Source organism: Glutamicibacter protophormiae (assembly GCF_016894325.1).
GTDB lineage: Bacteria > Actinomycetota > Actinomycetes > Actinomycetales > Micrococcaceae > Glutamicibacter > Glutamicibacter protophormiae.
The window spans coordinates 420,963-444,609 of record NZ_CP069806.1; the positions used below are offsets into that span (position 1 = coordinate 420,963).

Genomic DNA, 23,647 nt, shown 5'->3' on the forward strand with positions numbered 1-23,647 from the left:
GAATTCGGAGAACACCAGCAATGGCACCACGCATCGCCACCTCGGCGGCCGACGCGGTCGCGCAGATCACCGACGGCTCCACCGTCCTGATCGGCGGCTTCGGCAACGCCGGGCAGCCCATGGAACTGATCGACGCGCTCATGCAGTGCGGCGCCACCGACCTGACGGTGGTCAACAACAACGCCGGCCAGGCCGACGCCGGCCTGGCGCTGCTGATCAAGGAACGCCGGGTCAAGAAGATCATCTGCTCCTTCCCGCGCCAGTCCGACTCCTGGCACTTCGATGAGGCCTACCGTGCCGGGGAGATCGAGCTGGAGCTGGTCCCGCAGGGCAACCTGGCCGAGCGCATCCGCGCCGCCGGCGCCGGCATCGGCGGCTTCTTCACCCCGACCGGCTACGGCACGCTGCTGGCCGAGGGCAAGGAAACCCGCATCATCGACGGGCGCGGCTACGTGCTGGAATCGCCGATCCACGCGGATTTCGCGCTGATCAAGGCGCTGCGCGCGGACACGCACGGCAACCTGGTCTACCGCAAGACCGCACGCAACTTCGGCCCCATCATGGCCACCGCGGCCGCGCAGGCCATCGTCCAGGTGGACGAGGTCGTGCCGGTGGGCGGCATCGATCCGGAAAACGTGATCACCCCGGGAATCTACGTCGACACCGTGGTGGCGCTGGGAGGCAGCAACTAATGACTACGTACACGCCAGAGAAACTCACCCGCGATGAGATGGCGCAGCAGGTGGCCGCGGACATCCCGGCCGGCGCCTTCGTGAACCTGGGCATCGGCCAGCCGACCAATGTCTCGAACTTCCTCACCGCGGACCAGGGCGTCACCCTGCACACCGAGAACGGCATGCTGGGCATGGGCCCGGTCGCCACCGGCGAGGACATCGACGAGGACCTGATCAACGCCGGCAAGATCCCGGTCACCGAGCTGCCCGGCGCCAGCTTCTTCCACCACGCGGACTCCTTCGCGATGATGCGCGGCGGGCACCTGGACGTCTGCGTGCTCGGCGCCTTCCAGATCTCCGAAGCCGGGGACCTGGCCAACTGGCACACCGGCGCCGAGGGCGCCATCCCGGCGGTGGGCGGCGCCATGGACCTGGCCATCGGCGCCAAGCAGACCTGGGTCATGATGAGCCTGTTCACCAAGGCCGGCGAATCCAAGCTGGTCAAGGAGCTGAGCTATCCGGTCACCGGCCTGGGCTGCGTCTCACGGATCTACACCGAGTCTGCGGTGTTCGAGCTGCGCGATTCAAAAGTGTTCGTCCGCTCCACCCACGGCATCAGCTTCGAGGACCTCGCCTCCCGCATCCCGGTGGCGCTGGAGCGCGCCTAAGCGGATCGGCTCCTGCCCGACCAAGTAGATTAGTGGGGGCGCCCTGTGCGGGCGCCCCCACTGGTATTTTCGACGAATTTCAAAGGATGGCCGATGAGCGAGCAGAGCACGGGCACCGCACCGGTGCAGTCCCTGGCCCGCGGCCTGCAGGTAATCAGCAGCTTCGACGCGGAGCACCCCTCCATGACGCTGTCCGAGGTCGCCGCGCGCACCGGCCTCTCACGGGCCACCGCGCGGCGCTTCCTGCTCACCTTGCAGGAGCTGGGCTACGTCCGGTCGGACGGGAAGTACTTCGAGCTGACCCACAAGGTCCTGCAGCTGGGTTACGCCTACCTGTCCAGCGCCACGCTGCCGCAGCTGATCGAGCCGGTGCTCGAAAGCCTGTCCGCCGCCGTGGGCGAATCCGCTTCCGCCGCGGTGCTGGAAGGCAGCGAGATCATGTACGTGGCCCGCGTGCATACCCGCTCCATCATGCGGGTGGGCATCTCGGTGGGGACCCGGTTCCCGGCCATCCACACCTCCATGGGCCGCGTGCTGCTGGCACACGCCGGCGAAGCCACCATCGAGGCCGCGCTGGCCGGAATCCAAGGGCCGCTGGCCCCGAACACCATCACCGATCCGACCGCGCTGCGCGCCGAGCTGGCGCAGGTCCGCGCCCGGGGCTTCGCCGTGGTGGACCAGGAACTGTCGGTGGGGCTGCGCTCGGTGGCGGTGCCGGTGCACCGCCCGGACGGCACGGTGGCCGCTGCCATGAACGTGTCCATGAGCGTGGGCCCGGCCGGACCGGCCGAGGCCCTGGACGCCGCACAGGCCATCCTGCCGCGGCTGCAGGCCGCCGCGGCCCAGGTGGAACAGGCGCTGGCCGCCCGGAAATAGGAGTCGCACCATGTTCGAAGACACCCTGTGCAAGGTGGAGGCGGTCGGCCGCCAGCTGTGGGATTCGGTGTCCAGGGGCGGGGCCCTGCGCGGGCGGAAGTACCCCTGGCACCTGTGCCTGGTGGCGACGACCTTCTGGGTGGGGGAGATCTACGACCCCGCCGCCGCGGACGGCTCGCAGGTCATCAGCGCCTACGGCGGCTGGTGATACGAGCGCTTCGGCGGCTGCGACGGGGTGATCGAGGACGGCGTGTGCCAGACCGAACCGCGCACCGCGGAGAACGGCTTCTTCCCGACGTCCATGACCCCGAAGCAGAACCCGTTCTACCTGGACCTGCCCTTCGACGACGTGAACAACGACGCCGCGTTCGCGCAGCGCGGCCGGATCCCCTGGGCCGACGACCCGGGGTACGCCGGGAATCTGGAGAACCGGGAGTTCTCCTACATGAAGAACCGCTGGGTGCAGCTGCGCTACAAGGGCAGCACCTGCTACGCGCAGATCCAGGACGCCGGCCCGGCGGAATACGACGACGTCGACTACGTGTTCGGCGACGGGAACACCGGGCCGAAGAGCACCAGGTTCAACGGCGCCGGGATGGACGTCTCCCCGGCGGTGGTCGGCTGCCTGGGCTTCACCGAGCTGAACGGCACCCAGACCGGGGTGTCCTGGCGCTTCGTGGACGACGTGGACGTGCCCGACGGTCCGTGGAAAACCATCGTCACCGGCTCCGGCTACGACTGGAGCAGCGGCGGGCCCGCAGCAAAGTAGGCCCCGAGGAAAGCGTGCCCGTGCTCAGGCCGTCTCGGCCGGGGGCCTGCAGGCCAGCAGCTGCCGCACCAGCTGCTGCACGGTGCCGGCATCCAGGAAGCCGTCCTGGTGCCCGCGGGAAATATCCAGGTGGTAGCTGACCCCGTCGCCGGCCAGCAGCGCGAGCTTGGCCAGCACCGGATCGCCCAGCGCGTCGTTGAGCACCCGGTACCAGAGGTCCCGCCCGCGGCGCAGCGCCGCGGAGGCGTCCTCGTTGCCGCGCTGGGCCAGCCGGGTCGCGGCCACCACCATGCGCTCCAGCGGCGAGTCCTCCTCCATGGAGGAGGCGAAATAGTAGTGCACCGCCTGCGCGGGATCCGTGCCCATCGCCGCCACGTCCGCGTCGATCAGCTCGTTCAGGCGCCGGACCAGTTCGGTGTCCAGCGCCTGGCGCGAGCGGAAGTAGTGCAGCAGCCCCGCCTTGGACAGCCCGCTGCGCTTGGCTGTGGCATCGATCGTCGCCTCGCGGGCGCCGTGCTCGTAGAGCAGCGCCACATAGGCGTCGAGGATGATCTCCTGCTTGGTTGCGGTGCTCATGGGCGCGGCGTCTCCAGGGGCTTGGGGTGTGCAGTTTACTTTTCGACGATACCCCACGGCGAGCCGTAGCCCGCCGGTTCGGCCGCGGCCAGCAGGTCCAGGAACGGTGCTGCAGTGAAGGCCTCCGGGCCCAGGACGCCGGCGCCGGACCAGGTGCCGTTGGCCAGCAGCTCCAGGGCGATGACCGGGTTCACCGCGGTCTGCCAGACCACGGCCTGGGAGTTGTCGCGCGCCATGGTGTCCTCGTTGTCCGCCACGTGGTACAGGTAGCGCGAGCCGGTGCTGCCGTCCTTCAGCGTGCCGGTGACCAGCACGCCGGCGCAGGTCTTGCCCTTCATCAGCGGGCCCAGGGTGGCAGGGTCCGGCAGGCAGGCGGCGACGACGTCGCGCGGGGAGACCTGCACGCCGCGCACCGACACCGGGTCGGTGGAATCCAGGCCCAGCTTGTTCAGGGTCTTGAGCACCTCGATGAACTCGTTGCCCAGCCCGTACTTGAAGTCCACGCGCTGCGCATCCAGCCAGCGCGGCATCATGGTGACTTCCTCGTGCTCCACGTTCACGCATTCGACCTCGCCGATGCCTTCCGGGAATTCGAAGACGGTCGGCTCGGAGAACGGCGCGGTGGTGTACCAGCCGCCCTTGGCCTTGTCGAACAGCACCGGCGGATTCAGGCATTCCTCGATGGTGGTCCAGATGGAGAAGGACGGGGCGAACTCGTAGCCTTCCACGCTCAGGTTGGCGCCGTCGCGCACGCTGAGCTCCTCGATGTCCTCGAAGAGCTCGTCGGCCGCGTAGCGGGCCAGCACGTTGGACAGACCCGGCTCCACGCCGATGCCCACCAGGGCCAGCTGCCCGTCGCGTTCCCAGTGATCGGCCGCGGCGAACTGCTCGTCGCCCAGCATGACGTGGGTCCGGGTGAACGGCTGCTCCGGGTGGCGCTGCGACAGGCTCATGGCCATGTCCAGGTAGGTGGCCCCGGCGGTTTTGCAGGCGGTGAAGATCGGCATCACGAAGCGCGGATCCACGGCGTTGAGCACGTGGGTGGCCCCGGTGGAGCGGATCAGTTCCACGATGGAATCCTCGCTGGACGCGTCGACCTGGGCGGCGGCGTAGCGGGCGTCACCGATCGCCTCGATCAGCTGCTGCGGGCGGGCCGGGTCGTAGTCAGCGATGGTGAGCTTCTCGAAGAAGCTGCGGCGGGAGGCGATGCGGGCCGCGGCGGAGCCGACGCCGCCGGCTCCGATGATCAGGATCTGCATGGGAGGTTGTCCTTTGGGCTGGTAGCAGTATGGAAAGGGAAGATGGCTTGAGCGGTGTGCCGGGCGTCTAGTGCTCCGGAACCAGCACCGGGGTGTCGCGGTTCAGCGAGCGGCCGGCGAAGTAGTCGCGGGAGCCCGGGCGCAGCGCCCACAGCCCCATGACCACCAGGCCCAGGGCCAGCGAGCCGACACCCATCACGAAGGTGCCGCTGATGCCCAGGATGGTGGTGGTGCCGTACTCCGGGTCCAGCATGCTGATGGCCGAGTAGATGAACACCGCGGACATCATCAGCCCGCCGACCAGCGGCATGAGCAGCCGGAAGAACAGGTTGCGCACGGACTGCGTGAGCGTGGAACGGAAGTACCAGATGCAGGCGAAGGAGGTGATCGCGTAGTACAGGGCCACGGCCAGCGAGGTGCTCTCGATGGTGTCGGCCAGGATGTCCCCGGAGATGATGGTCATGCCCACGTAGAACACCAGCGAGGCGGAGCCGGTGAACAGCGTCGAGTACGCCGGGGTCTTGAAGGCCTGGTTGACCACGCCGAAGCGCTTGGGCAGCGCGCCGTAGACGCCCATGGACAGGGTGCCGCGGGCGGTGGGCAGGATGGTGGTCTGGCAGGTGGCCAGCGCGGAGACCGCCACGGCCAGCACCAGCAGCCAGCCCCAGGAGCCCATGGCGTCCAGGCGCAGCGCGAAGAACACGTCGTCGGCGCCGCCCGGGTTGCCCAGCCCCTTGCCGGTGTCGCCGATGCCGGCGAACATCATGGTCAGCACCGTGATGCCGATGTAGGTCACCAGCAGCATGGCGGTGGACAGCAGCGCGGCCAGGCCCGGGGTGGTGCGCGGGTTCTTGGTTTCCTCGGCCAGCGCCAGGCAGGTGTCCCAGCCCCAGTAGATGAAGATCGCGATCAGCACGCCCTGCACGAACCCGGCCGGGTTGTCGGTGGCGAACGGGTTGAACCAGTCCCAGGAGAACTGCAGTCCCAGCTCCGGCATGGTCTGGATCGCGAAGTACAAGCCGATGCAGAACGCGATGATCGCCGCGTACTGCAGCGCCATCAGCAGGTACTGGGTGATCGCCCCGGTCTCCACGTCGCGGTAGGAAATCCAGGTCATCGAGATGATGATCAGCGCGCCGAACGCGGTGACCAAAACCTTGGAATCGGCAATGGACCCGTCGCCGATGAGCAGCAGCAGGTACTTGGAGGCGACCTCGGTCTGGCTGGACATCACGATCACGCCGGCGACCATCACGGCCCAGCCTGCTATCCAGCCGGTTTTCGGACCGAAGGCCTTGGCCGCCCAGGTGAAGGCGGTGCCGCTGTCGGGGATCGCGGTGTTCAGCTCGCGGTAGGCGAAGGCGGTCAGGCACATCGGGATGAACGCGACGATCAGCGCTGCAGGGGTCTGCGCCCCGGCGGCCATGACGATGAAGCCCAGGGTCGCGGCCAGCGAGTACAGCGGCGCGGTGGAGGCCAGCCCGATGACGGTCGACTGCATCAGTCCGAGTTTTCCTGCCGCCAAGCCCTTGGAGGTCAGCTTCGGGGGACTGCTTGTCTGCTGCGTGGTGGTCATGCGGAAAGGTCCTCCCGGAAAGTGCGTCAAGACAGATATTCAACCAACCAACTGGTTGGTCTGCTACATCCTGCCAACTTCAAGGAAGTGAGTCAAGTTACACCCTGAGGTGACGCGCCGCACCACTGGGTGTGGGCGGGGTTACTTTTGAATGATTCAAAAAATTGACGGTGGGCGGGCCGGTACTGCGAGGATCCGGGCCGAGCCCGCCCGAAAGCGCGCCGGCGTTGGTTCGTGTTATCCGGTATAAAAATTTCCCCGATTCTCACCTGCGGTTAATTCCTCCGTGACTGCCTCGTCGCCGGGGTCCGGCACAGTGGTCGGCATCAATGAAACGTACGGGAGGAATAAACCCATGACCTTGCGACCCCTCGCACTCGGCGCCCTGGCCCTTAGCCTGACCGCCGGCATCGCGGTCCCTGCAGCGGCGGCCCCGGTGGGGAATACGGCGGACGAAACCACCCTCATCGGCCACCGCGGGGCCGCCGGCGTGGCTCCCGAAAACACCCTGTCCGCCATCAAGGCCGGCAGCCAGTCGGGCGCCGACTACATCGAGATCGATGTCCAGTTGAGCAAGGACGGCGTGCCGTTCATCTTCCACGACGACACCCCCAGCCGGACCACCAACGCCAAGGACGTGTTCCCTGGCCGGGACAACGACCCGATCACCTCATTCACCTGGGACGAGCTGCAGCAGCTCGACGCCGGTTCCTATTTCTCCGCGGCGTTCGCCGGCGAGAAGATCCCGCACTTCAACAGCGTGCCCGGAGCCCTGACCGGCACCACCGGCGTCTACATCGAAATCAAGTCCCCGGCGAAGTCCCCGGGGGTGGAGCAGCTGGTCGCCAATGCACTCGCCGAGGGCGAGGGCTGGTCGCGGCTGCTGGACCGGGACCGTATCGAGGTGCTCGGCTTCGACGCGGCCTCGAACCGAACCTTCGCCCAGCTGGCGCCCGAGGTGCCGCTGCAGCAGCTGGCCGGCAGCGTGCCGGACGCAGCGACCCTGGAAAACTACGCGCAGTTCGCCGACTCCTTCGGCACCAGCTACCGCACGCTGGACGCCGCCGGCGCGCAGCGCGTGAAGGATGCCGGGCTTCAGCTCGGGGTCTACACGGTGAACTCGACCGAGGCCGCCGAGCAGTCCCTGGACCTGGGCGTCGAGCGCATCACCGGCGACTTCCCGCAGCAGGTGGCGCGCCACCTGTCCGGGCGCAAGCCCTTCCCGTCCAATGACGGACTGGTGATCGCGGAATCGGTGAACGACGTGCCGGGCAACGACCTGCAGCCTCAGACCGGGGAACACGTGGTGCTGGAGAACACCGGGCACCGCACGCTGTCCCTGAATGGCTACCTGGTGCGCGATGCGGCCAACAACGTGATGCGCATTCCGTCCGGCTACCAGGTGGAGCCGGGGCAGCAGCTGCGCCTCTACCCGGGTCCGGGCACCAACAGCTCGCAGGCCGTCTACCTGGGCGGCGGCGTGGCGGTGCTCAACAACGGCGGCGATTCGCTGGCGCTGTGGAACTCCAAAGAACGGCTGATGGACACCTACGCCAACTAGGAGCGCTCGGAAAGCAGCAGGTCCCGGGCGGAAACCCGGGACCTGTCTGTCATTTAGTGGCGCGGACCGTGCCCGTCATCCGCGGCCCGGGAGCCGGAGCGCTGCGCGAGCAGGTGCTCGAGGATCGGCTCCAGCACGGCCAGCCCGTCCTTCACCCCGCCCGAGGAGCCCGGCAGCGTCACCACCAGCGTGTTGCCGGCGAATCCTGCCACCCCGCGGGTGATCACCGCCATGGGCGTGGAGCTTTCGCCTCGGCGGCGGACCGCCTCGATGATTCCCGGCAGCTGCACGTCCAGCAGCGGCGCGACCATTTCCGGGGTCTGGTCATCCGGGGACACCCCGGTGCCCCCGGTGGTCAGCACCACCGACGTGCTGGTGGCGATCTCCGCGTCCACCGCGAAGCGCACGGGCTGCCCGTCGGCGACCACCAGCGGGCCGGTCACCGTGAAGCCGCGCTCGGCCAACCAGCCGGCGAGCACCGGCCCGGTGGTGTCCGCGGCCCGTCCGGCGGCGGCGCTGGTGGAGGCCACGATGACCGAGGCGCGCCTATTCACCTGCATCACGGGTCCAGTCTCCGCTCTTGCCGCCGGACTTGGCCAGCACCTTCACCTCGGTGACCTCGGCGTGCTTGTCCACGGCCTTGACCATGTCATAGAGGGTCAGCGCGGCGACGCTGGCGGCGGTCAGCGCCTCCATCTCCACCCCGGTCACGCCCTTGGTGGTGACCTGCGCGGTGACGAGCACCGCGGACTCCTGCGCCTCGAAGTCCACCGACACCTTGGAGATCGGCAGCGGATGGCACAGCGGGATCAGTTCCCAGGTGCGCTTGGCGGCCATGATGCCGGCGATGCGCGCGGTGCCCAGCGCCTCGCCCTTGGGCAGGTTGCCGGTCATCAGCATCTGCACCACCTCCGGGCGGGTGGTGAACAGCGCCTGCGCGGTGGCCACACGCTTGGTCACGGCCTTGCCGCTGACGTCGACCATGTGGGCGCTGCCGTCCTCGCGCAGGTGGGTGAGTTTCTCAGACATTCATTCTCCAAACATCGATCATGGTTCCGGCGGCAAGGTGCTCGACGCCCACCGGGATGTGCACCAACGCGTCAGCGCGGGCCAGGTCGTGGACCAGGTGAGATCCCGGATCCAGCACCTGCACCGTGCCTCCGTCCAGCAGCGCCCGGCGGACCTGGTGCTTGCCCGCGGGGGAGCGCACTTCCCCGGCCAGCTCGAACTGCTCGGCGACCGGCTCGGGCAGTGCGGCCTGCCGGCGCAGCGCCGGGGCCAGGAACAGTTCCAGCGAGAGCAGCGCGCTGACCGGGTTGCCCGGGAAGCAGAGCACCGGGGTGCCGTCCAGCTGCGCGAAACCCTGCGGGCCGCCGGGCTGCAGTGACACGTGGTGGAAGCTGCCGCCGCGCGGGGCCAGTGCCTCGCGGACTACCTCGTAGGCGCCGGCGCTGATGCCGCCCACGGTGAGGATGAGATCCACCTGCCGGGCCTGCGCCTCCAGCGCGTGGCCCAGCGCCTGCGCGTCGTCGGGCAGCCGCAGGGTGTCCACCTGCGCGCCGTAGCCGCGCAGCGCAGCGGCGAGCATGGGCGAATTCGAATCCGGGATCCGTCCGGCTTCCGAGGTTCCGCCCATCAGCTCGTTGCCGGTGGTGCACACCAGCACCCGCAGCTTCCGGCGCACCGGTACCCCGCGCACGCCGCTGGCGGCCAGCGCGCCGATCAGCGTGGGGGTCAGCCGTGCCCCGGCGTCGGCGACCAGGGCGCCTGCCTGCAGGTCCTGCCCGGCGGGGCGGATGAAACGTCCGGGCTCGGACGGCGTGGTGAAAGTTGCAGTGCCCGTCGGAGTGCCTTCTCCGGGGCGCACCAGCTGCCCGAAGGCACCTTCCGTGGTGGCTTCCACGGGGATGACGGTGTCCGCCCCGGCGGGGATCACTGCGCCGGTCATCACCGGGGAGACGGTGCCGGGCAGCAGCTCGATCTGCCGGTCTCCGGCCGCGGCAGTGAAACCCAGCGGCAGGGCGACCGGGTGCTCGCCGCTCGCGTTGGACAGCTCCGCGCTGCGGGCGGCATAACCGTCCATCTGCGAATTGGTGAAGGCGGGAATGGGCAGGAGCGCGGACACCCCGGCGGCGGTCACCCGCCCAGGCAGATCCGCGGCGTCGACCTGCAGCGTTTCGCAGCCCAGCGCTGCGAGCACCGGGTCCAGCAGCGCGGCGATTTCCGCGCGGTGTTCCTCTAGGTTGCAGGCCATGGGTTATCCGCCGGCGAAGGGCGGCAACACGTCCACGGTCAGCTCGCCAACCGGGCCCAGCTCACCGTCGTCGCGCCTCACCACCCCGTTGATCAGGAAGCTTCCGGCACGCAGGACCTGGGCCATGGGATCGCCGTAGGCCGCGATGAGTTCGGCGCGCAGCTGGGCCAGGGATTCGGCACGCGGCCAGCTCTCCTGTTCGGTGCCCGCCGCGGCCGCCGCGGCGGCGAAGTAGCGTATCGTAATCTGCGACATGACTTCATGCTATCGCCTATCATCCGGCGCGGCCGGGCGCGTAGGATCCGACTATGAGTGATCGCGCGTTTGAGCCCCTGGTCGACCCGGCCCCTGCGCTGAACGACGAGCAGCTGGCCCGGGCCCAGCGCCAGCTTGCCCTGCCCGGATTCGGACCCGTTGCCCAGCGCCGCCTGGCCGCCGCCCGCGTGCTGGTGATCGGCGCCGGAGGACTGGGCAGCGCCAGCATCCCGTACTTGGTCGGCGCCGGGGTGGGCACCGTGGGCATCGTGGATGACGACGTCGTGGAGCTGTCCAACCTGCACCGCCAGATCACCCACACCACCGCGAACATCGGACTGCCCAAGACCGCCTCGCTGGCCGCCGCCGCGCAGGCGTTGGACCCGGGCGTGCAGATCATCGAACACAACCTGCGACTGACTTCCCAGAACGCACTGGAAATCTTCTCCGGCTACGACCTGGTGATCGACGGCAGCGACAACTTCCCGACCCGCTACCTGAGCAATGACGCAGCCCAGCTGACCGGCATCCCGCTGGTCTGGGGCTCCATCCTGCAGCACCACGGGCAGGTGTCCGTCGCCTGGCATGAGCATGGCCCGGGCTACCGAGATCTGTTCCCCGCCCCTCCAGCCCCGGGCACCGTGGCCGACTGCGCCACCGGAGGCGTGCTGCCGGGACTCTGCGGAACCATCGGCTCGCTGCTGGCTACCGAAGCGCTGAAGCTGATCACCGGAATCGGTTCGCCGCTGGTGGGCAGGGTGCTGGTCTACGACGCGCTGGGTGCAAGCACCCGCACCGTGGAGTACTCGCGGGATCCTGCCGCGACACCCGTGACCGGGCTGATCGACTACGAGTTGTTCTGCGCGGGCGGGCTGCAGGAACCGGCGCAGATGTCTCCCGCAGACCTGGTTGCGGCCCTTCACTCCCAGAACCCTCCGGTGCTTCTCGACGTGCGGAACCAGGACGAGCGCGACGAGCTGAGCATTCCCGGCTCGATCTTCCTGCCGCTGCACCAGCTGGAAGCTGCGGTGGATGCGGGGCAGGACTTGCCACAACTGCCCGAAGAACTGACCATATACTGTGCCAAGGGGCCGCGTGCCATCCGCGCCGCCCAGCTGTTGGCGCGTCGGGGCATCACGACCCGCTACGTGCCCGGGGGAGTGCCGGCGGTGGCCGCGCTTGCGCCCGAACTGACTGTCTCGAAAAGAGGAATGGATTGAGCTACGCGCTGATCACCGAGGACGTTATCGATGAAGCCGCCGTGCAGGCTGCCGTGCTCAGCGACACCGCAGGCGCCGTGGTCATGTTCCATGGCGTTATTCGCAACCATGACGGCGGCCAGGCGGTGAATTCCCTGGACTATTCGCACCATCCCGAAGCCCAGAAGTTCCTGGAGAGCATCATTGCCGAAGAAGAAGCGCGCACCGGCCTGAGGCTTGCGGCGGTGCACCGTGTCGGCCCGTTGGCCATCGGGGATGCCGCATTGGTCGCGGCCAGCGCCGCCTCGCACCGCAAGGAAGCATTCGACGCGATCGAGAATCTGGTAGAACGCATCAAGGCGGAGGTGCCGATTTGGAAGCGCCAGCACTTTACCTCCGGTTCTTCCGAGTGGGTCGGCCTGTAGGCGCTCCGTTAGCTGAGCAGCTCTTCGAAAAATCATGTACTTCACCTAGTTCGGGTGGTCGATTCAAGAAGGGCATAGCCCGCGCACGGTCGACATATGCAGGACGTACGCGTGGGCACGACATGTGGACACAGGTCAAGCCCACTTGGCACAATTGAAGCGTCGAAGGCAGTAGCTTTCGAAAGTAGGCCCGGCAGTCCTCCGGAGGTGTGACGAGCCGGGCTAGCGTATTTAACAGTTTTCCTTTGAAAGGATGAGTCCGACTGAGACGCCTTACAACTCATGAGTTGTAAGACATCTCGCTAGACGGATGATCGGTTGGTAGAGCTGGAACTTTCAGTTCAGATCTATTTCTCAGCTTCGCATCTCGTGGATTCAAGAAAACACCCGCCAAAGAGATGGTCTACGCGCGAGCCCCGGGACGTGTCGGTGGACGCACCTCGGTGATGATTGCGAAGCTGGCCGAAGCGGCGATAAAGACGCGCGTCGAAGGGAAGAATGTTGCGCACATCTCCAGGGTTCTTGGTGTCGAGCCTTCCGCATCTAGGATGTTGGTCCATATCGAAGATGAGCGCACAACGTCACCTTTCCATCCAACTTATGTTGCATGCATTGTGTTAGATCGTGGATGGGTTCATTAAATGTCCAGTTGGTGGCTGGACTTTTCCGATGAGCTGTATCTTCGGCATCTATGGTTGATATATGTCCCAAATCGAACGCGATCTTCCTGCTGACTATTCTGATGCTTTATTGACCTTGAAAGAGCTGATCCACGAGGCCCAGCATCGGGCGCAGCGGATGGTCAACACGGCCATGGTCGAACTGTATTGGAATATCGGGCGAATCATTCTTGATCGTCAGGCTGGTCAGCCTTGGGGGAGTAAGGTATTCGACAGTATCGCGCGGGATCTGCGAGTTGATTTCCTCATATGAAGGGGTTCTCGAGAACGAATCTCTACAACATGCGGGCGTTTGCCGAAGCGTGGGGTGTTGAGGATTCAATTGTCCAGTCGGTAACTGGACAATTGAGCTGGACTCACAACGTGGCGCTTCTGAATAAGATTAGTGACCGTGAATTGCGTCAGTGGTATGCGCACCGTGCTGTTCAGCATGGTTGGTCCGTGGCGGTTCTTGAGCACCAAATTCGTACTCGGTTACATACACGCGAAGGCGCGGCTCCTAACAATCTAGAATCTCGTTTACCCAGCCAGGGCAGCGACTTGGCGAAGGAGCTGGCCAAGGATCCCCTGATCTTTGATTTCTTGGGGCTCACAGAAGAGGCACAAGAGCATGCGATTGAAGAAGCCATGACGCTTCGTTTGTCGCAGACCTTAGCCGAATTTGGTGCTGGTTTCGCGTTCGTCGGTAGGCAATACCATCTCGATGTCGATGGCGATGATTTTTATGTTGATCTGTTGTTGTATCACGTGCCATCGGACCGTTATGTCGTCGTTGAGCTGAAGGCTGGGAAGTTCAAACCTGAGCATCTGGGGCAGTTGAATTTCTATGTCGCTGCGGTCAATGACATGTTGAGGCTTCCCCGTCAGGCTCCCACGGTGGGGATCTTAGTTTGTGGGTCCAAGAACGATCGGACTGTACGGTATGCCTTGGATGGTTCGACACAGCCGCTAGCGGTTTCTTCCTACACGTATGATGCGTTGCCTCAGGAGGAGAAAACGACTTTGCCGTCTCCTGAAGCGATTGCGGCCGCGTTGGAGGTCGAAAGAGATCTGGCAGGCGAATAGCATTGATGTTGCAGTGGATCCAGGTAATTGGTCGGATGGCATATTGATTGATATGACCTTCTGAGCAGAAATACGACGATGCCAAGCATATTGCGTGCAACGCCAACAGCCGGAAACCGGCGTCAACTAAGACATCTGTCTACGTTTCAGAACCCTGCAGTAGTCTTGCGGACCAACCATTCAGCAGCTCGCACAGTTCCGCAGGCTGCACGTCGCTGACTTGCGCATCGCATAGCGCCAGCCCGAACGCCACCCAGCGCAGGGCCGAGTCCTCGGTCCGCACCAAACAGCTGTGCTCATCAATCGGTTGAATCTCGAACCACCTGCCGACGCGCGATTCCAGTTCTTCCGCGCTGGCATGCACCCGGGCGCTGACGCGCAGGTTCCCGGCTCCGCGCAGCCCGGCACGGACGAACTGTGCCGCATCGCCGCCCGGGATTTCCCGGGGTGCGAAGCGCAGTGACCGGGGCTGCGCATTTTCCGCCCGATCGACCCGGAAGCTGCGCCAATCCGCACGGTCCAGGTCGTAGGCCACCAAATAGTAGCGGTTGCCCACGTTGACCAGTTTGGCCGGCTCCACCCGTCGCGAACTGGAATTGCCCCGGGCATCGCGGTAGTCGAAGGCAATACGTTCGCGGTCGCGGCATCCCTGGGCGAATACCACCAGCACCTGCGGATCCACCGGTTCCTGCGTTGAATGCTGTGAGTCCAGAGGGACGGTGCTCGCGGCCAGTGCCTGGACCTGCTGCCGCAGCTTGGCCGGGAGCACTGGAACCACCTTGGACAGTGCACGCAGCCCTGCCTCGGCCAGCGCATTCTCGCCTCCGCGGATGGTCGACTGCAGGCCGACGACCAGTGCCACCGCTTCCTCGTCGTCGAGCACCAGCGGAGGCAGCGCCGCACCGGCGGCCAGCTGGTAGCCGCCGCCCACACCGCGTTCGGCCTGCACCGGATAACCCAGCTCGCGCAGCTGGTCCACGTCGCGGCGCAGGGTGCGCAGCGAAACCTCCAGGCGCTGCGCCAGCTCCTCGCCGGACCAGTAGCGCCGGGTCTGCAACAGGGAGAGCAGGCGCAGGGAACGTTGGCTTGTACTCATAAAAAATATTCTGCCCCTATTTAGGACAGAAACTGGCACTTATGGCTCTTATCGTGGATTTATCAGCAGATCAAGAACGAGGAGCAAGACCATGAGCACCACCATGAAGGCCACCGAAACCACGCTCACCGGAGAGCGCGCCGACCTGAACCAGGCCCTGGCCAATGCCCGCCACTTCCTGCGCTTCACCGCCCAAAACCTGACCGACGAGCAGGCAGCAACCCGCACCACCGTCAGCGAGCTGACCCTCGGCGGACTGGTCAAGCACGTGCGCTCCGTGGAACAGGTGTGGCAGCAGTTCATGCTGCACGGCAAGAGCGCCATGGGCTGGGGCGATGCGGACTTCTTCGACATGCCGCCCGAGGCTATGGAGGCCATCGAGGCCGAGTTCAGCATGCAGCCCGGAGAAACGCTGCAGAGCTTGCTGGATTCCTACGCAGAGATCGCGGCCGCGACCGATGCGCTGCTGGCGGACATCGACCTGGACGCCAAGCATGAGCTGCCCAAGGCCCCGTGGTTCGTGGACACCCACTGGTCCGTGCGTCGCGCGCTGCTGCACATCATCGCGGAAACCACCCAGCACGCCGGGCATGCGGACATCATCCGCGAATCCCTGGACGGCCAGAAGACCATGGGGTAGCGGTATTACCCGCCGATATAGGACATCTCGATGCGTTTGCGGTTGCCCGGGGTGAGCGCGGCGCGCAGCTCCGAGTAGTTGTCGTCGCGCTTCCGCCAGCGCCCGGTCAGCGCCTCGGCCAGTTCCTGATCGTCGGCCCCGCCGCGCAGCAGCGCCCGCAGGTCGAACCCGGAGCCGGCGAACAGGCAGGTGTACAGCTGTCCCTCGGCGGAGACCCGGGCGCGCGAGCAGTTCCCGCAGAACGCGTTGGTCACGCTCGAGATCACGCCGATCTCCCCGGCTCCGTCGGCGTAGCGCCAGCGGTTCGCGGTTTCCCCGGGCTCGGTCTTGACCACCGGTTCCAGCGCCCAGCGTTCGTTGATGCGCGAGACGACCTCGCTGGAGGGGACCACCGCATCCAGCTTCCAGCCGTTGGTGGTGCCCACGTCCATGAACTCGATGAAGCGCAGGACCTGTCCTGTCCCGCGGAAGTGCTCGGCCAGCGTGAGGATCTCGTCGTCGTTGACCCCGCGCTTGAGCACGGTGTTGACCTTGACCGGGCCCAGGCCGGCGGACTCGGCCGCGTCGATGGCCTGCAGCACCCGGGAGACCGGGAAGTTCACGTCGTTGATCGCCTTGAAGCGCGCGTCGTCCAGCGAATCCAGCGAGATGGTCACGCGGCGCAGCCCTGCGTCCTTCAGCTGCTGGGCCATCACCGGCAGCGCCGAGCCATTGGTGGTCATCGCCAGGTCCACCGGCTTCCCGTCGGCGGTTTTCAGCTGGGACAGCATGCCCACCAGGTCGACGATGCCGCGGCGCAGCAGCGGCTCCCCGCCGGTCAGCCGCAGCTTGTGCACACCCAGGGACACCGCGACGCGGGCCAGGCGTTCGATCTCCTCGAAGCTGAGCAGCTCGGAGCGCTCGCGGAAGACGAAGTCCCGGCCGAAGATCTCCTTGGGCATGCAGTACACGCAGCGGAAGTTGCAGCGGTCGGTGACCGAGATCCGCAGGTCGTGCAGCGGCCGGCCCCGGGCATCCTTCAGCGCTGCCGCAGGTTGTGCGTTCATCTTCCCAGCGTAGCCCGTCGCGTGCGGTCATAGAACCCCGGCACGGCCTGTCCGGTTGTAGCATGGCAAGCAAGCAGGCATGCAGCCGCCCGCACCCAGCCAAGGAGCCCCATGCGCCGTTCGACACCCGCAGCACTTCGCACCCTCGCCCTGCTCGCCGCCGGAACGCTGGCCCTGGCCGGGTGCGCGGGCCAGCCGGGCGCGCAGGAGGGGGAAGCCGAGGGATCCGCGTCGCCCACCAGCACGCTGACCATCTCCGCGGCCGCCTCGCTGCAGCGCTCCTTCGATGAGATCGCGCAGGAATTCAGCGCCGAGCACCCGGAAACCGCCATCAAGGCCATCTCCTACGACGGCTCCTCCGCGCTGGCCACCCAGATCGTGGAGGGCGCCCCGGTGGACGTCTTCGCCTCCGCGGACGAGAAGAACATGGCAGTCGTGACCGATGCCGGGCTGGGCCAGGACCCTGTCATCTTCGCGACCAACACCCTGGTCATCGCGGTGCCGTCGGGCAACCCGGGCAAGGTTCAGTCCCTGGCGGACCTGGCCGGGGTGACCACGGTGCTGTGCGCCCCGCAGGTGCCGTGCGGCTCGGCCTCCGCCACGCTGCTGGAGAACCAGGGCGTGAGCGTGAAGGCCGCGAGCCAGGAGCAGAACGTCACCGCGGTGCTGCAGAAGGTCATCGCCGGGGAGGCCGACGCCGGCCTGGTCTACGCCACCGACGTCGCCGGGCAAGACAAGGTGGAATCCATCGTGCCGGCCGGCGCGGCCGAGGTCGTCAATTCCTACCCGATCACCGCGCTGGGCGAGCAGCCCGGGGCGCAGGACTTCGTGGACTTCGTGCTGGGCCCCAAGGGGCGGCAGATCCTGGAGGAGCACGGCTTCGGGGATGCCGCGGCGGGCGCCGATGGCTAGCGACACCGGCGTGCGCGCCCCGGGCTTCGCGGTCGCCCCGGCGCTGCTGGGCATCGCCCTGCTGGTCATGCCGCTGGTGGCGCTGGTGGCGCGGGCCAGCTGGGTCAGCTTCTGGCAGGACGTGACCAGCACCGAGGCGCTGGACGCGCTGTGGCTTTCGCTGCGCACCGGGGTCGCCGCGACCGCGGTGTGCGTGGTGCTGGGGGTTCCGCTGGCGGTGCTCATGGCGCGCAGCGCGCCGAAGCCGGCGCAGCTGCTGCGCGCGCTGGTGGCAGTGCCGCTGGTGCTGCCGCCGATGGTCGGCGGCGTGGCGCTGCTCTACCTTTTCGGGCGCACCAGCCCCGTCGGCCAGCTGATCGACTCCCTGTGGGGTGTCACGCTGCCCTTTTCCACCGCCGCGGTGGTGATCGCGCAGAGCTTCGTGGCCCTGCCCTTCCTGGTGCTCTCCGTGGAGGGCTCGCTGCGCTCCCTGGGCGCCGGGTACGAACAGGCCGCCGCAACCCTGGGCGCCGGGCGCTGGATGGTGCTCACCCGCATCACCCTGCCCATGGCCGCCCCGGGCCTGGTCGCCGGGGTGATCCTGTGCTTCGCCCGGGCCATCGGCGAATTCGGCGCGACTGCGCTGTTCGCCGGCAACGCGCCGGGCATCACCCAGACCATGCCGCTGGCCATCTACACCGCGTTCAACGGCGCCGGCGACGGGCGCGACGCCGCCGTGGCGCTGTCCCTGCTGCTGCTGGGCACCGCGGTGCTGGTGCTGGTCTGCGTGCGCGCCTGGCGGCCGGGGGCGCTGAAGTGATCGGCCCTGAAATGAACGGGGCGCTGAAATGACGCTGCTCGCACGACTGCAGGTCCGGCGCTCCGGCTTCACGGTGCGCGCCGAATTCACCGTCGAGTCCGGGGCGGTGCTGGCGCTGATGGGTCCCAGCGGCGCCGGCAAGTCCACGATCGTGCACGCGCTGGCCGGCATCCAGAAGCTGTCCGCCGGACGCATCGAGCTGGACGGCACGGTGCTGGCCGACGAACGCACCCACATGCCCCCGCACCGCCGGCAGATCGGCCTGCTGGGGCAGGACCCGCACCTGTTCCCGCACCTGGACGCGGCGAGGAACATCGCCTTCGGGGCGCGCGCCGGCGGCATGGACAAGGCCGCGGCCGCCAAGGAGGCCGCCCGCTGGCTGCACCGCCTGGGCCTGGAGGAGATTGCCGGGCAGCGCCCTGCGGCCCTGTCCGGGGGCCAGCGCCAGCGCATCGCCCTGGCCCGCGCGTTGGCCGCCGCGCCGCGGGTGCTGCTGATCGACGAGCCCTTCGCCTCGCTGGACGTGGAGGCCGCCGCGGACATGCGCCTGCTGGTGCGCGAGCAGCTGCGGCGCACCGGCATCAGCGCGGTCATCGTCTCCCACTCGGCCGCGGACACCACGGCGCTCGCCGATGAGCTGATGGTGCTCGAACGCGGGGAGCCCACCCACCACGGGCCGGTCGCGCAGGTTTTCGCGCACCCGGACACCCGGTTCATGCGCGCCGTCGTCGCTTCGCTGCCCGCCGAACCGCTGCCCGCCCCGCTTGAACCGTGCAAGGAGGCCGCCGATGGCGCCTGACAACTTTTCGGGTACCGGGCCCGTGAGCCCCGGGGAACACCTGCGCTCGGTGCTTCGGCTGGTCCGCCCGCTGGAGCCGGTGCGGCTCTCGCTGGCCGACCCGGCGAACTTCGCCGCGCTGCACGGCGCGGTGCTGGCGCAGGATGTCGCCGCCGCGCACCCGCTGCCTTTGTGGGAGAACTCCGCGATGGACGGCTATGCGGTGCGCTCCGCGGACACCGCCAACGCCCCGGTGGACCTTCAGGTGCTCGGCGTGGTGCCCGCCGGCAGCGGCGCGGACCCGGTGCTGGGCCCCGGGCAGACCGTGCGCATCATGACCGGCGCCCCGCTGCCCAGCAGCGCGGATGCGGTGGTCCGGGTGGAGGACACCAGCGGCTTCCACGAGACCACCGTGCGCATCAACGTGCCCGTCGCCCCGGGGCGCGATGTGCGCCGGGCGGGGGAGGACCGCGCCGCCGGCGCCCCGGTCGCGCTGGCCGGGGACCCGTTGACCGCCGCCCGGCTCTCCGCGCTGGCCGCCGCCGGGGCCGCATCCCTGCTGGTGCGCACCGCCCCGAAGATCGCGGTGCTGATCACCGGGGCGGAGCTGCGCACCCCGGGCAGCACGCTGTCCCGCGGGCAGATCCCGGAATCCAATTCGCTGCTGCTGGCCGGCCTGCTGGCCGAATCCGGCCTGCCAGCGGCCACCGTCGAGCACTGCCCGGACGACCCGGAGCTGGTCCGCGCGCGGCTGGATGCGCTGGGCGCAAGCCACGACGCGGTCATCTCCACCGGCGGGGTGGGCCCGGGCGAATACGACGTGATGCGCCAGGTGCTGGAGCGGGAGCCGGGGGTGCGCGCGGTGCGCGTGGCCATCCGCCCCGGCGCGCCGCAGTGCGTGGGCCGGCTGCGCGCCGGCGCGCTGGTGTTCGCGCTGCCCGGCAACCCGGTCAGCGCCGCGGTCGGCTTCGAGCTGTTCGTCCGCCCCGCCCTGCGCGCCCTGCAGCGCCATGCGAACCCGCGCCGCCCGGTGCTGCGCAGCACCGTGCTGCGCGGGTGGAAGTCCCCGCCGGGCCGGCTGCAGGTGCTGCCGGTGGTGTTCGACGAGCACGGCGGCTGCGCCCCGGCCGTGGACGCTGCCAGCATCTCCCACTCGGTCGGCGGCTTCGGCGCCGCTCAGGGCTACGCGCTGATCGGCCCGGACACCACGGCGGTCGTCCCGGGCGACACCGTCGACGTGCTCAGGCTGCAGCCATGAGCGCCGGGCAGTTCCAGGCGCTGGTGCTGGCCGGCGGTCGCGGCTCCCGGCTGGGCGGGGCCGACAAGGCCGGCCTGCTGCTGCGCGGGCGCCGCCTGGTGGACCGCGCGGTGGACGCCGCCCGCCGCGCCGGTGCCTCGCGCGTGGTGGTCATCGGCCCGGATTCCGCCGGCACTCTGGCCGACGCGGTGCTGCGCGAGGACCCGCCCTTCGGCGGACCGCTGGCAGCCATCGCCGCCGGCCTGCCCGAGCTCACCGCGCCGTGGACCATGGTGCTGGCCTGCGACCTGCAGCGCCCCGCCGCCGTTGCCTCGGCGCTGGCCGCCGCGCACGCCGCCGCCCTGGCGGAAGGTGCGGCCGGCGACGGCGTGCTGCTGCGCGATGCGGACGGCCGCATCCAATGGCTTGCCGGGATCTACCGCACTAAGGCCCTGCGCGCGGCCTGCGCCGCCTTGGGGGATGGGGTTGCCAACGCACCGGTGCGCCGGGTGCTGGGCGGTTTGGACCTGCAGCAACTGCCGGTGGACAACGACACCAGCAGCGACATCGATACCCCGCAGGCGCTGGAGCGCGCCCGCCAGAAGGAGAGGAACACCATGGGACAGTACCTGCCGCCCGAGGCCCTGGAGGCCTGGCTCACCGCCGCCGCCGCGGAACTTGAGCTCGACGATTCCGCCGTGGACATCGCCACCGTACTCGACGCCGCCAAGCACGTCGCGCACGAGGTCGCCCGCCCGGCCGCCCCGCTGAGCACCTTCCTGCTCGGCCTGGCCGTCGGCAGCGGCAAGGGCGACCTCGCCGGGCTCTCCGCCCAGCTTATCGAGCGCGCCCACCGTTGGGCCGACGAGCACCCGGACGAATAAGCCCACCTGCCGTTTGGCTTTTCTGTGGACGGCTGGCATTGGATGCCCTACGGCCCCGGGCTGCTTTTGCAGCACGGGGCCGTCGTGCGTTTGTCTTGGCCTGCTCGGTTACCCACACCCCGCAACCAACCACCCCCACACCCACCACCCCCCACCTACACTCTGCCCCAACTTTCGAACCACACCCCTAGCGCGCGGGACGCTTTCCAGTCAAAATACTTCTTCACAACCCCGCAAAAACGGCATATAACGAAAGTATGTTCGACTCATACGAAGTAGAGCAAGACTATTTCGAAGTCACCCCCTGGCAGGCAGGGACCTTCGAACAAAACCCCTGCCTGGACCCCTGGGACGCCACCTTCATCAACACCGCCCTGGCCTCCACCGACCCCGCCTTGCAACTACGGGTCCTGGAACAATGCGAACGGTTCAAGTCCTTCTACTCCTCCATCCAAGCCCGCGCCGCCGCCCGCCTGGACGCCCTGACCGGCACCACCCCCGAACACCACCCGCTCAGCATCGAACGCGGCACCGCCCACGCCATCGCCCTGGCCCGCCACCAAACACCCCAAGGCTCCCTGGTCTACCTGCGCCGCATCCGCAACCTCATCCCCGACATGCCCTACCTCTTCTCCCGCTTCGAACACGGCCACCTCGGCGAAGACATGATCCTGGCCATCATGACACCCCTGGACGACTCCACCACCGCCGAACGCACCGAATTCGACCGCTTCTACCAACAACACCCCGACCTCTTCGACGGCGCCAGCACCACCCAAGCCAAAGACACCGCCCAAAAAGCCGTCGACCTCATGCGCGAAACCCCACGCACCGAAGAACTCGAACACGCCACCGCCGAACGCTACCTACGCATCCGCAAAGGCAAGGACTGCATCCACATCAACGGCAAAGTCTCCCCCGAAATCGGCCTCGCCCTGGACGACTTCCTCACCCGCGAAGTCAACAAGGCCCTCGCCGCCGGAGACCCCCGCTCCCGCAGCCAACTACGCGCCGATCTATTCACCCGCGCCATCACCGGCCACCAGCTCGATGAACCCCTGCCGATCACCTTGCACGTCAACCTGGTCATGACCGACCGGGCCCTGTTCCTGCGCACCCCCGACACCGCCAGCCTGCCCGGCTACGGCAGCATCCCGGCCGAATACGCCCGCCAACTCATCGCCGACCTGCAAGCCACCGCCGGCACCACCCCACCCCAGCACATCCAGGAAAACTTCTCCGCCCGCGTGCACGCCTACCCGATGTTCCGCCGCCTGTTCATGGCCCCCAACTCCCAGGACCTGGTTACCATGGACTCCCGCGAACGCAGCTACCAAGGCCAACTACGCCACCTGATCCAACTGCGCGACCAGTTCTGCCGCACCCCCTACTGCACCAACAAACCAGAACACCTGGACCACGTACAACAAGCCGCCAAAGGCGGACGCACCAGCTTCAGCAACGGCGCCTTCAAATGCGCCAGCTGCAACCTCGCCAAGGAAGCCCCCGGCTGGGAAGAAGAGGTCGAATCCAGCGCCCCGCACCGCATCCGCATCCGCCCCACCTCCGGGGTCGAATACGTCTCCTCCAGCCCGCCGACCACCGGCATGGGCCGGCTGAACCGCATGCTCTACCACGGCGAACACCTCATCCCGCCAGTCCCGGTGAAATACCCGCCACCCGATCCCGACGGCATCACCATCTACTAACCCGCTGGCAGCATCACCAACCACGACCACACGGACCACACGGACCGCCGTGTTCTATGGGCAGGCCCCACCCCGCACCCAGGGGTGGAGCCTGCCCACCACCCACGCCCAAAGACATCGCGTCTCGGATTCACATGATGGGCAAGTGCCGCCGAACGAGGTAGTCGGCGCATGGCGTTGATTCATCCGTGATTCGCGGGGGAAGCAGCACCCGAAGAGAGATTCTCAAATCTATAGAATAAGTTGTAGCTGTGGCCTAGGCTGTAGCCATTTCGCCACTACGTCGCACCCTCGCCCTCATAATGATCCCGCTCGTCATCATGGCGATGTTGGGGGTGCTGCTGCTTGCCCAGGGAGATACCGCCAATGCCCGGGGCAGCTTCGCGCTCGGCGTGATCGCAGCGGCGGTCTGCGGCGCTTCCTCGGTCTACCAAGTCAAGGCCTGGAACCTCAAAACGCAGTCAGTGGTCCATTTTGGAATCATGCTGGTCACGGTGTTGCCCGCGATGTATCTCAGCGGCTGGTTCATCTTGGCCAATGCCATGGACTATCTGCAGGTACTCGGGATGTTCCTCATGGTCGGTGCGGTCTTGTGGCTTCTGTTCTATCTGATTTTCGGGGTACTCCAGCCCAAGCGCGCTTCGCAGCAGGCGCGCAACTGACTCACGGCGTGTTAATCAACCGTGCCGGTTCCACCAGAGAGGTGGAA

Annotated in this window: 26 protein-coding genes and 1 pseudogene; 18 read left to right on the forward strand and 9 right to left on the reverse strand. The window is 67.5% G+C overall.

Going from position 1 to position 23,647, the window contains the following annotated elements:
• Window positions 1-20: 20 nt before the first annotated feature.
• From JQN66_RS02025 to JQN66_RS02045, 5 genes are all read left to right on the forward strand, one after another.
• Window positions 21-692, forward strand: a complete 672-nt coding sequence (locus JQN66_RS02025; protein WP_188948391.1) for a 3-oxoacid CoA-transferase subunit A — start codon at window positions 21-23, stop codon at window positions 690-692.
• Complete coding sequence (locus JQN66_RS02030) at window positions 692-1,342, forward strand: 3-oxoacid CoA-transferase subunit B (protein ID WP_204676448.1); 651 nt, start codon at window positions 692-694, stop codon at window positions 1,340-1,342. Before JQN66_RS02025 ends, JQN66_RS02030 begins: the two co-directional genes overlap by 1 nt.
• Before the next feature lie 93 nt (window positions 1,343-1,435).
• Window positions 1,436-2,218, forward strand: coding sequence for an IclR family transcriptional regulator domain-containing protein (locus tag JQN66_RS02035; RefSeq protein ID WP_204676449.1), 783 nt, complete (start codon window positions 1,436-1,438; stop codon window positions 2,216-2,218).
• A gap of 10 nt (window positions 2,219-2,228) precedes the next feature.
• Window positions 2,229-2,426: a hypothetical protein gene (locus tag JQN66_RS02040; protein WP_204676450.1), complete on the forward strand. Its 198-nt coding sequence runs from the start codon at window positions 2,229-2,231 to the stop codon at window positions 2,424-2,426.
• Window positions 2,427-2,468: 42 nt separating this feature from the next.
• Entirely contained in the window at window positions 2,469-2,987 is a 519-nt protein-coding gene (locus JQN66_RS02045) for a hypothetical protein (RefSeq protein WP_204676451.1), read from the forward strand.
• 24 nt (window positions 2,988-3,011) lie between these two features.
• Here the strand turns inward: JQN66_RS02045 and JQN66_RS02050 are convergent, their stop codons facing one another.
• The 3 genes from JQN66_RS02050 to JQN66_RS02060 all read right to left on the reverse strand — a co-directional run bounded on the left by JQN66_RS02050 (window position 3,012) and on the right by JQN66_RS02060 (window position 6,398).
• Complete coding sequence (locus tag JQN66_RS02050) at window positions 3,012-3,563, reverse strand: TetR/AcrR family transcriptional regulator (protein ID WP_204676452.1); 552 nt, start codon at window positions 3,561-3,563, stop codon at window positions 3,012-3,014.
• Window positions 3,564-3,598: 35 nt separating this feature from the next.
• Complete coding sequence (locus tag JQN66_RS02055; protein WP_204676453.1) at window positions 3,599-4,822, reverse strand: saccharopine dehydrogenase family protein; 1,224 nt, start codon at window positions 4,820-4,822, stop codon at window positions 3,599-3,601.
• 67 nt (window positions 4,823-4,889) lie between these two features.
• Complete coding sequence (locus JQN66_RS02060; RefSeq protein WP_204676454.1) at window positions 4,890-6,398, reverse strand: APC family permease; 1,509 nt, start codon at window positions 6,396-6,398, stop codon at window positions 4,890-4,892.
• A gap of 355 nt (window positions 6,399-6,753) precedes the next feature.
• Between JQN66_RS02060 and JQN66_RS02065 the strand changes: the two genes are divergently transcribed.
• On the forward strand, window positions 6,754-7,959 hold the full coding sequence (locus JQN66_RS02065; RefSeq protein ID WP_204676455.1) for a glycerophosphodiester phosphodiesterase family protein: 1,206 nt from the start codon (window positions 6,754-6,756) through the stop codon (window positions 7,957-7,959).
• Between the two features lie 53 nt (window positions 7,960-8,012).
• Here JQN66_RS02065 and JQN66_RS02070 read toward each other — a convergent pair whose 3' ends face one another.
• The 4 genes from JQN66_RS02070 to JQN66_RS02085 are packed head-to-tail and all read right to left on the reverse strand — an operon-like array spanning window position 8,013 to window position 10,468.
• Entirely contained in the window at window positions 8,013-8,519 is a 507-nt protein-coding gene (locus JQN66_RS02070; protein WP_204677453.1) for a MogA/MoaB family molybdenum cofactor biosynthesis protein, read from the reverse strand.
• Window positions 8,506-8,988: a cyclic pyranopterin monophosphate synthase MoaC gene (gene moaC / locus JQN66_RS02075; RefSeq protein ID WP_188948383.1), complete on the reverse strand. Its 483-nt coding sequence runs from the start codon at window positions 8,986-8,988 to the stop codon at window positions 8,506-8,508. Before moaC ends, JQN66_RS02070 begins: the two co-directional genes overlap by 14 nt.
• On the reverse strand, window positions 8,981-10,213 hold the full coding sequence (locus JQN66_RS02080) for a molybdopterin molybdotransferase MoeA (RefSeq protein WP_204676456.1): 1,233 nt from the start codon (window positions 10,211-10,213) through the stop codon (window positions 8,981-8,983). Before JQN66_RS02080 ends, moaC begins: the two co-directional genes overlap by 8 nt.
• 3 nt (window positions 10,214-10,216) lie before the next feature.
• On the reverse strand, window positions 10,217-10,468 hold the full coding sequence (locus tag JQN66_RS02085; protein WP_204676457.1) for a MoaD/ThiS family protein: 252 nt from the start codon (window positions 10,466-10,468) through the stop codon (window positions 10,217-10,219).
• A gap of 53 nt (window positions 10,469-10,521) precedes the next feature.
• Between JQN66_RS02085 and JQN66_RS02090 the strand changes: the two genes are divergently transcribed.
• The 4 genes and pseudogenes from JQN66_RS02090 (at window position 10,522) to JQN66_RS18660 (ending at window position 13,837) form a co-directional block, all read left to right on the forward strand.
• Window positions 10,522-11,688 carry a ThiF family adenylyltransferase gene (locus tag JQN66_RS02090; protein WP_204676458.1) on the forward strand — a complete coding sequence of 389 codons (1,167 nt, stop codon included), beginning with the start codon at window positions 10,522-10,524 and terminating at the stop codon, window positions 11,686-11,688.
• Complete coding sequence (locus JQN66_RS02095) at window positions 11,685-12,092, forward strand: molybdenum cofactor biosynthesis protein MoaE (RefSeq protein ID WP_204676459.1); 408 nt, start codon at window positions 11,685-11,687, stop codon at window positions 12,090-12,092. The genes JQN66_RS02090 and JQN66_RS02095 overlap by 4 nt, the downstream gene beginning before the upstream one ends.
• Window positions 12,093-12,905: 813 nt before the next feature.
• Window positions 12,906-13,198, forward strand: a pseudogene (locus JQN66_RS18655) (DUF1016 N-terminal domain-containing protein); the annotation flags it as partial.
• Between the two features lie 15 nt (window positions 13,199-13,213).
• A complete protein-coding gene (locus tag JQN66_RS18660) occupies window positions 13,214-13,837 on the forward strand; it encodes a PDDEXK nuclease domain-containing protein (RefSeq protein ID WP_338029221.1) in 624 nt (207 codons plus the stop codon).
• Between the two features lie 139 nt (window positions 13,838-13,976).
• On the opposite strand, the gene JQN66_RS02105 is transcribed toward JQN66_RS18660, so the two are convergent.
• Window positions 13,977-14,933 carry a helix-turn-helix transcriptional regulator gene (locus JQN66_RS02105; RefSeq protein ID WP_204676460.1) on the reverse strand — a complete coding sequence of 319 codons (957 nt, stop codon included), beginning with the start codon at window positions 14,931-14,933 and terminating at the stop codon, window positions 13,977-13,979.
• A gap of 91 nt (window positions 14,934-15,024) precedes the next feature.
• On the opposite strand from JQN66_RS02105, the gene JQN66_RS02110 reads away from it, so the two are divergent.
• The gene (locus tag JQN66_RS02110) at window positions 15,025-15,573 is read left to right on the forward strand and encodes a DinB family protein (protein ID WP_239464109.1); all 549 of its coding nucleotides are present in this window, start codon (window positions 15,025-15,027) and stop codon (window positions 15,571-15,573) included.
• A 5-nt stretch (window positions 15,574-15,578) separates the two neighbouring features.
• Here the strand turns inward: JQN66_RS02110 and moaA are convergent, their stop codons facing one another.
• Window positions 15,579-16,619: a GTP 3',8-cyclase MoaA gene (gene moaA, locus JQN66_RS02115; RefSeq protein ID WP_204676461.1), complete on the reverse strand. Its 1,041-nt coding sequence runs from the start codon at window positions 16,617-16,619 to the stop codon at window positions 15,579-15,581.
• Between the two features lie 111 nt (window positions 16,620-16,730).
• Between moaA and modA the strand changes: the two genes are divergently transcribed.
• From modA to JQN66_RS02155, 7 genes are all read left to right on the forward strand, one after another.
• On the forward strand, window positions 16,731-17,531 hold the full coding sequence (gene modA / locus JQN66_RS02120) for a molybdate ABC transporter substrate-binding protein (protein WP_204676462.1): 801 nt from the start codon (window positions 16,731-16,733) through the stop codon (window positions 17,529-17,531).
• The gene (locus JQN66_RS02125) at window positions 17,524-18,330 is read left to right on the forward strand and encodes an ABC transporter permease (RefSeq protein ID WP_204676463.1); all 807 of its coding nucleotides are present in this window, start codon (window positions 17,524-17,526) and stop codon (window positions 18,328-18,330) included. The genes modA and JQN66_RS02125 overlap by 8 nt, the downstream gene beginning before the upstream one ends.
• Window positions 18,331-18,358: 28 nt before the next feature.
• Window positions 18,359-19,129: an ATP-binding cassette domain-containing protein gene (locus JQN66_RS02130; RefSeq protein ID WP_204676464.1), complete on the forward strand. Its 771-nt coding sequence runs from the start codon at window positions 18,359-18,361 to the stop codon at window positions 19,127-19,129.
• The gene (locus JQN66_RS02135; RefSeq protein ID WP_204676465.1) at window positions 19,119-20,366 is read left to right on the forward strand and encodes a molybdopterin molybdotransferase MoeA; all 1,248 of its coding nucleotides are present in this window, start codon (window positions 19,119-19,121) and stop codon (window positions 20,364-20,366) included. Before JQN66_RS02130 ends, JQN66_RS02135 begins: the two co-directional genes overlap by 11 nt.
• On the forward strand, window positions 20,363-21,229 hold the full coding sequence (locus JQN66_RS02140) for an NTP transferase domain-containing protein (RefSeq protein ID WP_239464110.1): 867 nt from the start codon (window positions 20,363-20,365) through the stop codon (window positions 21,227-21,229). Before JQN66_RS02135 ends, JQN66_RS02140 begins: the two co-directional genes overlap by 4 nt.
• 257 nt (window positions 21,230-21,486) lie before the next feature.
• On the forward strand, window positions 21,487-22,938 hold the full coding sequence (locus tag JQN66_RS02150; protein WP_204675546.1) for an HNH endonuclease: 1,452 nt from the start codon (window positions 21,487-21,489) through the stop codon (window positions 22,936-22,938).
• A gap of 302 nt (window positions 22,939-23,240) precedes the next feature.
• Complete coding sequence (locus tag JQN66_RS02155; RefSeq protein WP_204676466.1) at window positions 23,241-23,600, forward strand: DUF3021 domain-containing protein; 360 nt, start codon at window positions 23,241-23,243, stop codon at window positions 23,598-23,600.
• Window positions 23,601-23,647: the final 47 nt, after the last annotated feature.

Excerpts from the sequence above, each read along its gene's own strand:
- JQN66_RS02050 (WP_204676452.1), bottom strand. The coding sequence starts at position 3,563 with ATGAGCACCGCAACCAAGCAGGAGATCATCCTCGACGCCTATGTGGCG.
- JQN66_RS02030 (WP_204676448.1), top strand. The coding sequence starts at position 692 with ATGACTACGTACACGCCAGAGAAACTCACCCGCGATGAGATGGCGCAG.
- JQN66_RS02065 (WP_204676455.1), top strand. The coding sequence starts at position 6,754 with ATGACCTTGCGACCCCTCGCACTCGGCGCCCTGGCCCTTAGCCTGACC.
- JQN66_RS02130 (WP_204676464.1), top strand. The coding sequence starts at position 18,359 with ATGACGCTGCTCGCACGACTGCAGGTCCGGCGCTCCGGCTTCACGGTG.
- JQN66_RS02150 (WP_204675546.1), top strand. The coding sequence starts at position 21,487 with ATGTTCGACTCATACGAAGTAGAGCAAGACTATTTCGAAGTCACCCCC.
- moaA (WP_204676461.1), bottom strand. The coding sequence starts at position 16,619 with ATGAACGCACAACCTGCGGCAGCGCTGAAGGATGCCCGGGGCCGGCCG.
- modA (WP_204676462.1), top strand. The coding sequence starts at position 16,731 with ATGCGCCGTTCGACACCCGCAGCACTTCGCACCCTCGCCCTGCTCGCC.
- JQN66_RS02135 (WP_204676465.1), top strand. The coding sequence starts at position 19,119 with ATGGCGCCTGACAACTTTTCGGGTACCGGGCCCGTGAGCCCCGGGGAA.
- JQN66_RS02080 (WP_204676456.1), bottom strand. The coding sequence starts at position 10,213 with ATGGCCTGCAACCTAGAGGAACACCGCGCGGAAATCGCCGCGCTGCTG.
- JQN66_RS02155 (WP_204676466.1), top strand. The coding sequence starts at position 23,241 with ATGATCCCGCTCGTCATCATGGCGATGTTGGGGGTGCTGCTGCTTGCC.
- JQN66_RS02060 (WP_204676454.1), bottom strand. The coding sequence starts at position 6,398 with ATGACCACCACGCAGCAGACAAGCAGTCCCCCGAAGCTGACCTCCAAG.
- JQN66_RS02140 (WP_239464110.1), top strand. The coding sequence starts at position 20,363 with ATGAGCGCCGGGCAGTTCCAGGCGCTGGTGCTGGCCGGCGGTCGCGGC.
- JQN66_RS02035 (WP_204676449.1), top strand. The coding sequence starts at position 1,436 with ATGAGCGAGCAGAGCACGGGCACCGCACCGGTGCAGTCCCTGGCCCGC.
- JQN66_RS02110 (WP_239464109.1), top strand. The coding sequence starts at position 15,025 with ATGAGCACCACCATGAAGGCCACCGAAACCACGCTCACCGGAGAGCGC.
- JQN66_RS02055 (WP_204676453.1), bottom strand. The coding sequence starts at position 4,822 with ATGCAGATCCTGATCATCGGAGCCGGCGGCGTCGGCTCCGCCGCGGCC.
- JQN66_RS02105 (WP_204676460.1), bottom strand. The coding sequence starts at position 14,933 with ATGAGTACAAGCCAACGTTCCCTGCGCCTGCTCTCCCTGTTGCAGACC.
- JQN66_RS02070 (WP_204677453.1), bottom strand. The coding sequence starts at position 8,519 with ATGCAGGTGAATAGGCGCGCCTCGGTCATCGTGGCCTCCACCAGCGCC.
- JQN66_RS02125 (WP_204676463.1), top strand. The coding sequence starts at position 17,524 with ATGGCTAGCGACACCGGCGTGCGCGCCCCGGGCTTCGCGGTCGCCCCG.
- JQN66_RS02090 (WP_204676458.1), top strand. The coding sequence starts at position 10,522 with ATGAGTGATCGCGCGTTTGAGCCCCTGGTCGACCCGGCCCCTGCGCTG.
- JQN66_RS02085 (WP_204676457.1), bottom strand. The coding sequence starts at position 10,468 with ATGTCGCAGATTACGATACGCTACTTCGCCGCCGCGGCGGCCGCGGCG.
- moaC (WP_188948383.1), bottom strand. The coding sequence starts at position 8,988 with ATGTCTGAGAAACTCACCCACCTGCGCGAGGACGGCAGCGCCCACATG.
- JQN66_RS02040 (WP_204676450.1), top strand. The coding sequence starts at position 2,229 with ATGTTCGAAGACACCCTGTGCAAGGTGGAGGCGGTCGGCCGCCAGCTG.
- JQN66_RS02025 (WP_188948391.1), top strand. The coding sequence starts at position 21 with ATGGCACCACGCATCGCCACCTCGGCGGCCGACGCGGTCGCGCAGATC.